Here is an 11,664-nt window from a genome sequence, read left to right as displayed (position 1 = left end):
CCGGGCCCGGTCCGTGCGACCACGGTCCGAGCCCGGCTCGCTGGGCGTCATACCGAGCTTGCCTCGCTGGGTGTCATACCGAGCTTGCCTCGCCGGACATCACACCGAACCCAGGTCCAACGGATGCAGGGCGGCGCGGCGCGAGCCGTCACCAGGCATGAGTGCGGGCCCGAGCTCCAGCTCGGCACTGGGCTGCTGGGCGTTCGCGAAGACCACCCGGCTGAGGTCGTGCCCCGGCAGGTCGCAGGGCTGTCCCGGCGGCAGGATCGGTGCCAGGGCCCGGAACACGGAACGGACCCGGTCGGACCGATAGTCCGCCGGAGCGTCGGTCGCCCGCAGCAGAGCACCGCCGTGCGCCAGCGGCACCACCTCGTGGAACGCCCCCGACCCGCGGAACGTGGCTGGGCCCCCGATCTGCGTGGTCAACTCCTTCGGGCAGACGGTCACCCACTCGTAGCCCCGCAGCCGGTTCCGGCTGGTTCGGGCCGACTCCTCGTCGTGCCGGTACAGCGCCAGATCCAGCATCGTCGCCGGCGACACGGTCTCCGCGTTGACCACAATCTCGCCGTACGCCGGATCGGCCGCATCCGCCACCAGCCGGGTCAATTCGACCAGCGCCGGAATCACCAACGGCAACCGGTCCGGCCGATTCTGGAAGCCGATCGACACCTGAAGCTTGACGTGCCGCCGCTGCGCGAACCGGAAGACGTAAAGGTCAAGCTCGGAAGCGATCGAGGAGGGTACGACGTCGAACCAGTGCGCCGACAACTGGAACAGGTCCTCGGTCAGTCCCTCCGCCCAGCTGGCCGGCCGGCGACGCCGCCCCCGACCGGCGGCGTTCTCCTCGTAGGCACTGATCGATCTCGTCGGCTCCGGTGCCCCCAACGGCTGTACGAACGGCAGCAGCAATCGGCACGCCTCGTCGTACCAGAGCTGCAACACGGGGGCGACCCGATCCAGGTCGTCCCCGTGGTCCAGATAGAGCAGGCAGGTCGCGAAATCCGGTTTCGGTCCGCCGCTCGGTGCCCAGGATGCGACGGGTCCGCCGTCGCCGAAATAACTTCCGTCCACTCCCGCTTCCTCCCCCGATTCCGCCCCCACGGTTGTCCAGCAGCCACCGTAGCGGCAACGGGCCAGGAAGCGGGGACACCGCGGTCAACCAGCGATCGCGTCGATGTCTCGCCGCTCGTCGTCGGTCAACGAAAAACCAAAGATGTCGAAGTTCGTCCTGATCCGTTCCGGTGTCACCGACTTGGGGATCACCACGATGTTGTGTTCGAGATGCCAGCGGAGTACGACCTGGGCCGGAGTGACACCGTGCGCCTCGGCCACCCGTACCAGCACCGGATCGTCGAGGTCGGTCTTGCGGAACGGGCTGTAGCCCTCCACCACCACGCCTCGGTTGCGGTGCTCGGCGAGCAGTTGGGCGTCGAACTTCGCCGGGCTCCACGGAATCTGGTTGACCGCCGGCGCCTCGTCGGTGGCCTGGATCAACACGTCCAACTCCGGCAGGCTGTAGTTACTCACCCCGACCGCCCGGGCCAGCCCCGCATCACGGGCGGCCAGGAACTCCCGCCACGTCGCCAGCCCGGCCGCGTCGGCCGGTGGCCAGTGGATCAGCCACAGGTCCACGTAGTCGGTGCCCAGGTCGGTCAGGCTCTGCTCGATCGTCTGCCGCTCCTCGCCGGCCCGCTCGGGCGGCAGTTTGGTGGTAACGAAGATCGCCTCGCGGGGCACCCCGCTGTCCCGGATCGCCTGGCCCACCTCCTTCTCGTTGCCGTACATGGTCGCGGTGTCGATGTGCCGATAGCCCGCGTCGAGCGCGTCGCGTACGGCCTGGTAGCCGGCGCGTCCGGTCGCCTGCCAGGTCCCGAAGCCGAGCAGCGGCATCTGGACCTCGCCAGGCAGCAGGACGGTGGGTTGGTCGCCGAATTGGTCAGCAGCTTTGATCATGCGGCCAGTTATACCCCGGACAAGTTGCCAATAAGCTGCCTTTTCTGGCGACAGACGTTAGGTCAGTTATGACCGACCACCGGGAAGATCCACTCCAGGCTCGGGTCCGTGAGGTTCTCGACGCCAACTGGACCGGTACGCACACCGTCCCATCTCGTACGCTCTATCCGCATCAGTGGAGCTGGGACGCCGCGTTCATCAGCATCGGGCTGGCCCGGATCGCCCCGGACCGGGCCTGGCGCGACCTACGCAGCCTCTTCTCGGCGCAATGGTCGGACGGCCGAGTGCCGCACATCGTCTTCGACCCGGGTGTCGCCGAGCGCGACTACTTTCCCGGCCCGACGTTCTGGGCCGTGCCAACCGAAGCCGAGGTGCCTGAACCACCCGAGCCGACCAGCACAAGCGGACCAACCAGGCCGACCGACCCAAGCGGACCAACCAGGCCGACCGACCCAAGCGGACCAACCAGGCCGACCGACCCAACCGGGCCAGCGGCGACGCCCGGGCCTCGAACACCGGGCGACGTGCAGATCCGGCCGGGATCGCCGACGACGGCGGGCAGCAGCGGCATCGTCCAGCCACCGGTGCACGCCCTCGGGGCCTGGGAGATCTACCGGCATACGCCGGACGACGCGGGGATGGCACACCTGCGGTGGCTCTATCCCCGGCTGGTCGCCCAGCAGGACTATCTTTCCGACGCCCGGGACGTTGGTGGCGGTGGACTCGCCAGCATCGCGCACCCGTGGGAGTCCGGCCTCGACAACAGCCCAGCCTGGGACGCCGCCCTGGCTTCCGTACCGGTGGTGGCCGATCTGCTCCGCCGACACCGCCGCCGGGACAACCAGGTCGGCCTGGTCGACCATCGGCCCACCGACGACGACTACGCCCGGTACCTGGCGCTGGCCGCCGCGTACCGGGATGGTGGCTACCGGGACGCGGACCTGGCCGACCGGCACCTGTTCCTCGTCGAGTGCCCGGCGTTCAACGCGCTACGCGGCGTTGCCGAGCTGACGCTGGCCCGCATCGCCCGGGTGATCGGGGCCGATCCCGCCGGGCACCAGGCGCGGGCAGCGGTGATCACCCGGGCGCTGGTCGAGCGGCTGTACGACCCCACGACCGGGATGTTCCACGCCCTGGACGTACGGACCCGGCGGCTCAGTCCGGCCCGCTGCGTCAACGGCCTGGTACCGCTGGTACTGCCCGACCTGCCCGGTCGACAGGTGACCGAACTGGTCGCGACACTCCGGTCTTCGCGGTTCGGGCTGACCAGCAGGTCGGCGGTGCCCAGCTACGACCGGACCGCCGCCGACTTCGACCCGGTGCGCTACTGGCGCGGACCGGTCTGGCTCAACATCAACTGGCTGCTGTGGCGGGGGTTGCGCAGCCACGGCCACGAGGAACTCGCGGCGACGCTGCGCGGCACGCTACTCAACCTGGTACGTCGATCCGGCTGCTACGAGTACTTCCACGCCGACAGCGGGGTCGGCATCGGCTCACCGGCGTTCAGCTGGACCGCCGCCCTCACCCTGGACCTACTCGACCCCGACCATCCCGAGCCTGCGTAGAAATCAGCGCGACGCGGTCTCGGTCAGCCGCCAAGCGGCGTTGATCAACCCAATGTGGGACAGCGCCTGCGGGGTGTTGCCCAGGTGCGCGCCGTCCGGGGCAAGTTGCTCGGCAAAGAGGCCCACGTCGTTGGCGTGCGCGACGGTACGTTCGAACAGCTCCACCGCCCGGTGGTACTCGCCCGCCAACGCCAGGCACTCGACCAGCCAAAACGTGCAGAGCACGAACCCGGCCGGGTCACCGGACCAGCGCCGGACCAGACCGTTGACGGTCAACTGGGACTCGATCGCGTGGATCGTGGAGCGCATCCTCGGATCGGTGGCCGGCAGGAAGTGCACCAGGGGCAGGATCAGCGCGGAGGCGTCCAGCTCGGGGGAGCCGAACGCACCCGTGTACGCGTGCATCTCGTCGTCCCAGGCGCTGTGCAGCACGGCGAGCCGAATCTCGTCCCGTACCGCCGCCCAACGTTCCGGGTCGGCGCGCTCGCCCAGCAGCGGCGCGAGGCGTACCGCCCGGTCCAACGCGACCCAGCACATCACCTTCGAGGAGAGATAGTGCCGCTGGGCGTCCCGGGCTTCCCACATGCCGGCATCGGCCTCCCGCCAGGTGGCGGCGGCTTGCTCGGCCAAGCCAACCAGAAGTTCACGTAACTCCTCGTCGAACTCGTCCAACTGGTCCTGCAACCGGTACGCCGCAGCCAGCACCTCGCCGAGCACATCGAGCTGCCGTTGCCGCCACGCGTCGTTGCCGGTGCGGACCGGCCGGCTCTCCGCATAACCACGCAGGTTGTCCATCACGTTCTCGGCGAGGTACCGCTCGCCCTCGACGCCGTACATGATCGGCACCGGGCTGGCCCCGATCCGGCCGGCGGATCGGGCTGCCCAACCGAAGAGCCGAGCCGTCTCCTCCGGGCAGGCCCCGACCCAGAGGGCGTTCATGGTGAAGGCGAAGTCGCGCAGCCAGGCGTAGCGGTAGTCGTAGTTACGGTCCGCGGTGGGCTGCTCGGGTAGCGAGGTCGTCGCGGCAGCCACCACCGCACCACTGGGCTGATAGGTCAACCCCTGGAGCACCAGCGCACTGTGTCGCACCAGTTCGGGATAGAGCCCCTGGTAGCGGTGGGTTTCCCGGATCGCCCGCCAGGCTTCGACGGTGTCGTCGACGGTGGCAACCGGGTCGAGTTCGGCCGGGGCGGCGCTGTCGTAGGCGGGGGCGTACGCCACGTCGAAGCCGAGTACCTGCCCGGCGGTGACGTCGAACTCGGCGTACACCCGGCCGGGCTGGCAGGTCAGTGGCACCGGTGCGTGCAGCGTCACGGTGGTCGGGCCGGCGGCGGCCACCACCCGGTCCGGCTGGCTGTGCAGGTACGGCGTGAGCAGCCCGTACTCCGGGCGGGGTACGAAGTCGACGCGCATCCGTACGGTGCCGGTGAGCCCTTCCACGACGCGCACCAGTACGGCCGGCGAGGCCCGGCCCAGTTCGTGGCCACGGGCCCCCGGTTCGGCGGCGAGCGCCTCGGTGACCGCCACGCTGCCGGTGTCGGTGTGATGCACGGTACGGAGCACGAGCGTGTCGGTCAGATAGCTCCGTTCGACGTGCGGTCCCGGTGCGGTGGCCACATCTGCCTGCGCCTCGCTCTCCCCCACCGGGGCGAGGGACCAGTAGCCGGCCTGCGGATCGAGTAGCCGCCCGAAGACCGATGGGCCGTCGAAGCGTTCGGGACACCACCAGTCGACCGAGCCGCCCCGGCTGACCAGGGCGGCCGAACGACAGTCGGACAGGAACCCGTAGTCGGAGATGGGCACCTGCGACACCGGGTGGGGCCCGTCCTGGTTGGTGACGATGGGTACGTCCGGCACGCCTGCCCGCGTACCCGGTTCTGGCCCGCTCAGCCCTCCACCCCGGGGATTTACGATCCTCAGGAGGTCGGCGGCTCGTCCTGGCCTGACTCCTCGGCGGCGTCGGCCTCCTCCTTCGTCTTGTGCACCGCCTGGTCGGCATGCTCCGGCGGCCCGTAGACGGTGTAGAGGACGAGCGGGTTGGGGCCGGTGTTGACGAAGTTGTGCTTGGTGCCGGCGGGAACGACGACGAGATCCCCCTGGGCTACCGCCTTCTTCTTGCCGGCTACCCGGGCCTCGCCGGTACCGCTGACGAAGGTGAGGATCTGGTCGATGCCCTCGTGCACCTCCTCACCGATCTCGCCGCCGGGCGGGATGGTCATGATGACGAGTTGGGTGTGTTTCCCGGTCCAGAGGACCCGGCGAAAGTCCGGACTCTTCTCGGCGACTGTGGCGATAGTGAAGTGCTCCATGCCTGGTCACATACCCGGCGGGAGCGCAACTTACGCACCACGGGGCGCAGCCGGGACGGTAGTGGCGATCACCTCACCGTGGCGTCCTGCGGCGGTTCGCCCCGACCGACTTTCCATAGGCAACCCAGGACGATCATGGTGAAGCCGCCGGACGCCGCGAGCAGACATCGACGGATCAGCACCCGGGAATGCTGCCACAGGCCGGGGACGTTCCCAGCGGCCTGGCACCTGGGCCAGGGACACTCCCGGCAGCCCAGCTAGCTGGGCCGGTGCCGGCCCCCGGGATAGGTCCCGGGAACCGACACCGGGGGTCGTCCCCTACCGACGGACGGTCAGGAGATGACGCTCAAGTGGAAGGCGCGGTCGGCTGCCACGCCTGCCGAGGTGAAGGTCTGGACGAAGACACCATTGGCAACACCGGAGCGGCCGACCACAGCGATCTCACCGGAGGGCGAGGTGCCGACGTTCCCGGGCAGCCCGAGGGTGCCGATGTAGGCGGAGCCGGTCACGTCGTGGCTGAAGACCACCTGGTACGTCCCGACGGCCAGCCGGGCCGAGGAGACCACCCCGAAGCCCCGGACCAGGGCGCCCCCGGCGGTGACCACGGCGAAGAAGGTCTGCGCGGTGGGGGGCATCCCAGCGGAGGTCGCGGGGACGAACTCGGCACCTACCTCGTCGACCGCAGCGGCGCTGGCCGGGGGCTGTTCGTCGGCGCTGTGCTTGGCTTGGGCGCTGCTGGATTCGGACATGCTGCCACTCCTTGCTGAGGCGGGCCATGGACGGCCCAGGACGAACGGGTTTTGCGGCGAAAGTACTGATCAGCGAGAAAGAGGAACTCGAATACGATCAATACATATTTCCATCGATAGGTTAGGACGGCGCCGGCCCCTGAGACCAGATGGCACACCTGTACAATCATGGACAGATGTCAATATCTCCGAATAATTTTCGCTTTCTACCGAGATCGCTCGTATCGGACTCAACTCGTCCGGGAGAGCAACTCACTGGGGTCGACAACTTACTCAGGTCGACAACTCACTCGGGTCGACAACTCACTCGGATCGGCGGCGGTTGCGTAGCCGAGCGGCACCACCAACCATGACCAGGACAACCCCGGCCACTCCGGCGAAGAGGACCACGCCGAGCAACGCCAGTCGACCCGCCCGCGCCGCGTCGTTCGACTCCCGTCCGGCGGCACTCGGCAGCACCGCGGTTCGCTCTGATGCCGATGCGGTGGGGGCAGCCTGGGCTGGTCCGCTGGGCGCTGCCTGCCCCGCCCCGGTCGGTGCCGCACTTGCCGGACCGGCAGGCAGCGCCGACGGATAACGGCGGATGACCGGCCTGGTACCGGCTGGCGCATCGCTGACTTCGGAGACGGTGACCAGGGATCGCCCATCCGGGGTGTAGCTGATCGACTCCCCCTGCGGTTCATCCGGCAATGGAACCGCCGTTGGCTCGCCCTGAGTGATCGCCTTGACCGGATCGCCGTCGGTCACCTTGAACTCGAACGCGTCCGCATAGGTACGTAGCGCTACCCGGGTGCCATCCGGCGAGGCGGATGCGCCGGTAACCACGAACCGGCCAGCCAGCCCGAACGGATTACTCGTCCGGCTCGTCGGCAACCGGAACTCGCCAACCGCCGTCAGCCGTACGGTCTTGTTGGCGCGTAGCGGTTCCGCTGGCGCGTACAGCCGGGGACGGAAGGGGTCCTTGGTGACGATGATCGGCGTACCGTCGCCGGCCAGTAGCAGCGCCTCGGCGTCGCGGGCACCATCCGGGTAGCTGAGCCGGTGGATCACGGGCGACGTCGCTCCCGGGGACAGCTTCCAGAGCGCGACAGTCTCCCGTGCCGCGTCGTTGTCGCCAACGTCGGCGACCCACAGCGTGCCGTCCGAGGCGAGCGCCAGGTCCTCCGAATCGCGGGGGCGGGACGGGTAGGAGACCGTTCTGGTCACCGCGCAATTGCGGTTGAGAAAGAAGATCCGCCGTCGGTTGGCAACGTCCGAGCTGTCGTTGATGACGACGTAGCCGTTGTCGGTGGCCACCATTCCGGAAATCTCGTCAAGCCGCTCGTCGTCGATCTCGCAGACCTCGACCCCGGCCAGTCCGGCAGCAAGGCTCCTGGCCCGCTCAGAAGTCCCGACCGCCGCTACGGGGATCGGAGTGGCCGTGCCGGCGACGACGCCCAACACCAGGCTGGAGACGATCATGAGCGGTCGCACCCGCCCAGTTTTCCACGGCGTATCCACCCCGGTACGGCGATCCAGCCAACCATCCGGTGCAACGCTGCTCGCCATGGGTCAGCCAGCTGCTCACACTCGGACGAACACCACTATTTCTGACTCCCCCATCTCCCTGAGCGTCAACTCATCGCCGGACGAATCCAGATCTGCCCACACCGTGCTCTTGTCATCCGAGCCCGAGCCGCAATCGAACCTGATCGTGTAGTGGGATCGGGCTGGTGACTCGATCTCTCCCGCGCAGGAGTTCCTCTTGTAGGTCAATACGACTGCGCGATCCGATCCGATGGTGAGCGTGCCCCCGCTCGCCTCGCCTTGGCCGTACCACTGTCCCGCCACCCGGTCCAGCCGGGCGCCCTCGGTGAGACCGACGTAGGGTGCCACGACATTGAGATAGAGCGCCGCGCCGACCACCAGGACGACCACCGCGACGGCGACCGCCACCACGATCCCTGCCTGGCTGAGCTTCGGACCTCGCGCCGGTTGAACGACCGGTCGGAGGCCGCTACCGGCCGCCGCAGCGGCCGGTAGCTCCCCGACCAACTGGCGCAGCGCATCGGCGAATGGGGCATCCGCCTCGGCCTCGGCTGCCACGGCCTGCGCGGCGTCCCACCGGGCGGCCGGGTCGGCTGGTCGCTCCTCCAACGTACGTAGGATCCGGCCGCCGATCGGCGAGCCACTCAGGCGTACGGCGACTACGCCGTAGAGCCTGTCGACAGTGGACGCGCCGAGCGCGGCGGTGTGAGCGTCCCCGACAGCGACGATCCGATCGGCCACGACGTCGACCGCCCCACGCGCCACGTCGAGCATGGCTTCCCACCTTCCCAGTGGTCGTCGAAATATGTCCACACTCTACGGTCGGGACACAGCCTGACGGGCTACCGCTCGCCTGCCGGTGACTCACGTTCGGTCGAGTACGACCTGCACGGACTGCCCCGGCCAATCGAGCGTCAGCCGGTCACCGTCCGGGGACAGTTCTGCCACCAGCGCGGTTTCGAGCAGTCCACAGTCCACTCGGATCGTGTATTCGGATCGGGCCGGCGAGGTGACCTCCCCCGCACAGGACCAGATGCGATTGGCGACCGTGGCCACGCCATCCGGCCCGATGGTGAGCACGAGTTGACCGCCGCCGACCTGGCCTCGCCACTCTCCCGCCACCCGGTCCAGCCGATCCCCCTCGGTCAGGCCGAGACGGGGCGCCACAAGGTTGACGTAGAACGCCGTACCAAGCACCAGCAGAACCGCCGCGAGCGCGACGCCCACCACGATCCCGCCGAGGTTCAGCCTTGACCGCCGGACCGGCCGGTCCGGCGGCGGGACCGGGTAGCTGGCCGCCTGACCGGGATCACCAATCGGCTGCGTGGGGTGACTGACCGGCTGGCCGGGATGGCCGACCGCTGTGGTGGGCAGTTCCGCGACCAGCCGTCCCAGCTCACTGGCGAACCAGGCATCCGACTCCGCCTCGGCGGTCACGGCCTGTACGGCGTCCCACCGAGCAGCAGGGTCGGCGGGGTACGTCTCCAGCGCCCGTAGGAAGCGTCCGCCGATCGGTGACCCACCCAGGCGTACGGCAACAGTGGCATAGAGCTGGTCCACAACGGACCCGGTGAGCGGGGCGGTCTGCACATCGCCCACGGCCAGAATCCGGTCAGCCACGGTGGTCACCGCCGTACTCGCCAGCTCCAGCACCGTTCCTCACCTTCTGACCTCTGTCGATGCGCGCCATCAACCTACCGCCGTGGCCAGGGTTGAAGAAGCCCGCTGCGGCCCGACAAAAGCCGATCACAACACCGCGATGGTCAATCCGCATCAGAACGGGCCGAGGCCGATTGCGGTGAGGGCAATCTCGGCGGTTCGGGCGGTGGCGAGGTGGCGGACGCTGTCGCGTTCGTGCAGGTAGAGGTGGCATCCGGTGTGGTGGTAGCGGATGCTGACCGGGTCGCCAGCATGGTGTCGGGCGAGGCGTCGGATCAACGGCACGGGGTCTTCGACCAGCGGCGCGGGCTGCGGGGTCTGCGGGACACGGATGGCCTGGTACAGGTCGGTGGGTACCGCCGCGTGGATAGCGTTTTCGAGGTATTCGAGAAAGTACTCGGCGGCTGATTCGATACTGGGTCGGTAGGGGCGCAGGTCGACGTCGATCGACTGGTCAGGCGCGATCATCTCGATGTTCCAACCTTCGCCGTGCACACAGCGCGGGTCGTCGGCGTTGAGCCGGTGATCCTCAAGGGTGACCACCAGGGTCTGGTGCAGCCCCAGGGCGAGCCGGATCAGCTCGGTCAGCCGCGCGGCCGGTGGCCGGGCGACACTGATCAACACCCGGCCGGCGGGTTGGCGGGCGCTGGCGTCGGCGATGTACTGCACGTACGGGTCGACCCCGAGATGATCAACGGTGACGATCCCGTCGCGTAGGTCCTGGCCAACGGGCTGACCGCCGTCAAGATTGGTGAGGTCCACCGGCCGGGCCTGGAGCACGGCAGCCCAGTGCCGCAGCTGGTAGTGGCGGGGCAGTTGACAGACCGGCTTACCGCCCGGCTGGGTCGCGACCTGCGGTGCGGCGGCTGGTCGGGCCGGGGGTAGCCAGTTGAGGTGCAGAATGCCCTCGGCCTCGTCGGTAAGCGTCACCACCGCACCCCGGTAGACCCGGCGGCTGCCCCGACAGGTGTGGCACGGCCCGGATTCCGCAGCCACCCCGAGACCTTGACAGCCGGGGCAGTCCGGATCAGGTGACCGGTCGCCCAGGGTGCAGAGACACCGCCGAAGCCGATGCTCGGGAGCACAGTCCGGGCACACGTCGTACGGGATCGGCTCGCCCTGCCACGACGGTGCCGGCTGTTCCCAGGCCCGTGACAGCGCGGTCACGGTCTCGCGGACCACCTGCCCGGTGCTCTGCTCACGCAGCACCTCGGTCACGTCACCCGGGCAGAGCCGGGTGTGCTGCCAGCGGCCGTCCCGCCAGATCGCCTGCGCGCCGACCGCTGGGCCGGCGAGGCCATCCAGGTCGGCGTGGACCCGCCGTTCGACCTGGTCCAGGTCCACCGTCGGCAGCCCGGAGCGATCCAGCCGATGCGGCCGTAGGTAGTGCGCCGGGGCGGTCAGCGACCGGTCGGCCAGGCCCAACATCGCCTCCGCGACCGTGGTGGCCGCCACCGCCGCCGGCAGATCGTCGGCCCAACCCCGCTGACCGACCGGCACTCCAGCATCGGGTAGCTCGTATCGAATGTCCCAGTTCAACCGGCCGTACCGGACCCGTCGGACCTCCACCACCAGGTCCAGGCAGCACAGGTCCGCCAGGTGACACAGCCAGCCCAACTCGGCGTCCAGGTTCCGAGCGGGTGCCGGCTCGACCCGACCGAACCAGAGCCGCCACGGATGCCAGGAGTGCCGGGCTATCGCCTGCCCTTCCCACCGCCAGCGGTCCGCCACCGGCAGGTCCGGCCGCCAGTCAGTCGGCAGCAGGATGCTTTCGCCGGTCGCGGGCCGACGCGCGTCGTAGGCGTCCCAGAACTCGGCCGCACCCACCTCGGCGGCAAGGGCGGCCACGATCGGCGACAGGGCCAGCTCCCACCGCCCGCCCGCGTTGCGCCGTGGTTCCCC

At 69.1% G+C, this 11,664-nt stretch carries 10 protein-coding genes; 1 reads left to right on the top strand and 9 read right to left on the bottom strand.

The window, feature by feature from the left end; translation table 11 throughout:
- Positions 1-99 precede the first annotated feature (99 nt).
- Positions 100-1,071: a hypothetical protein gene (locus ACWDV4_RS23200; protein WP_449982192.1), complete on the bottom strand. Its 972-nt coding sequence runs from the start codon at positions 1,069-1,071 to the stop codon at positions 100-102.
- Between the two features lie 84 nt (positions 1,072-1,155).
- Positions 1,156-1,953, bottom strand: coding sequence for an aldo/keto reductase (locus tag ACWDV4_RS23195; protein WP_449982189.1), 798 nt, complete (start codon positions 1,951-1,953; stop codon positions 1,156-1,158).
- 68 nt (positions 1,954-2,021) lie between these two features.
- Between ACWDV4_RS23195 and ACWDV4_RS23190 the strand changes: the two genes are divergently transcribed.
- Positions 2,022-3,518, top strand: a complete 1,497-nt coding sequence (locus ACWDV4_RS23190) for an MGH1-like glycoside hydrolase domain-containing protein (RefSeq protein ID WP_449982186.1) — start codon at positions 2,022-2,024, stop codon at positions 3,516-3,518.
- Between the two features lie 3 nt (positions 3,519-3,521).
- On the opposite strand, the gene ACWDV4_RS23185 is transcribed toward ACWDV4_RS23190, so the two are convergent.
- From ACWDV4_RS23185 to ACWDV4_RS23155, 7 genes are all read right to left on the bottom strand, one after another.
- Positions 3,522-5,330: a glycoside hydrolase family 15 protein gene (locus tag ACWDV4_RS23185; protein WP_449982412.1), complete on the bottom strand. Its 1,809-nt coding sequence runs from the start codon at positions 5,328-5,330 to the stop codon at positions 3,522-3,524.
- A 104-nt stretch (positions 5,331-5,434) separates the two neighbouring features.
- On the bottom strand, positions 5,435-5,827 hold the full coding sequence (locus tag ACWDV4_RS23180) for a cupin domain-containing protein (RefSeq protein ID WP_449982184.1): 393 nt from the start codon (positions 5,825-5,827) through the stop codon (positions 5,435-5,437).
- A 332-nt stretch (positions 5,828-6,159) separates the two neighbouring features.
- The gene (locus ACWDV4_RS23175; RefSeq protein ID WP_449982181.1) at positions 6,160-6,576 is read right to left on the bottom strand and encodes a hypothetical protein; all 417 of its coding nucleotides are present in this window, start codon (positions 6,574-6,576) and stop codon (positions 6,160-6,162) included.
- Positions 6,577-6,879: 303 nt separating this feature from the next.
- On the bottom strand, positions 6,880-8,124 hold the full coding sequence (locus ACWDV4_RS23170; RefSeq protein ID WP_449982178.1) for a hypothetical protein: 1,245 nt from the start codon (positions 8,122-8,124) through the stop codon (positions 6,880-6,882).
- Positions 8,125-8,139: 15 nt separating this feature from the next.
- On the bottom strand, positions 8,140-8,877 hold the full coding sequence (locus ACWDV4_RS23165; RefSeq protein ID WP_449982175.1) for a hypothetical protein: 738 nt from the start codon (positions 8,875-8,877) through the stop codon (positions 8,140-8,142).
- 90 nt (positions 8,878-8,967) lie between these two features.
- Positions 8,968-9,756, bottom strand: a complete 789-nt coding sequence (locus ACWDV4_RS23160) for a hypothetical protein (RefSeq protein WP_449982172.1) — start codon at positions 9,754-9,756, stop codon at positions 8,968-8,970.
- 120 nt (positions 9,757-9,876) lie between these two features.
- A partial coding sequence (locus ACWDV4_RS23155; protein ID WP_449982169.1) for a hypothetical protein occupies positions 9,877-11,664 on the bottom strand: 1,788 nt, incomplete at its 5' end.

It is taken from the genome of Micromonospora sp. NPDC003197, assembly GCF_053590565.1.
Note: the sequence above shows the minus strand (reverse complement) of the source record. Positions and strands in the feature narration are given on the sequence as shown.

Coding starts and splice junctions, on each gene's coding strand:
- ACWDV4_RS23165 (WP_449982175.1), bottom strand. CDS start 8,877: ATGCTCGACGTGGCGCGTGGGGCGGTCGACGTCGTGGCCGATCGGATC.
- ACWDV4_RS23180 (WP_449982184.1), bottom strand. CDS start 5,827: ATGGAGCACTTCACTATCGCCACAGTCGCCGAGAAGAGTCCGGACTTT.
- ACWDV4_RS23170 (WP_449982178.1), bottom strand. CDS start 8,124: ATGGCGAGCAGCGTTGCACCGGATGGTTGGCTGGATCGCCGTACCGGG.
- ACWDV4_RS23190 (WP_449982186.1), top strand. CDS start 2,022: ATGACCGACCACCGGGAAGATCCACTCCAGGCTCGGGTCCGTGAGGTT.
- ACWDV4_RS23175 (WP_449982181.1), bottom strand. CDS start 6,576: ATGTCCGAATCCAGCAGCGCCCAAGCCAAGCACAGCGCCGACGAACAG.
- ACWDV4_RS23195 (WP_449982189.1), bottom strand. CDS start 1,953: ATGATCAAAGCTGCTGACCAATTCGGCGACCAACCCACCGTCCTGCTG.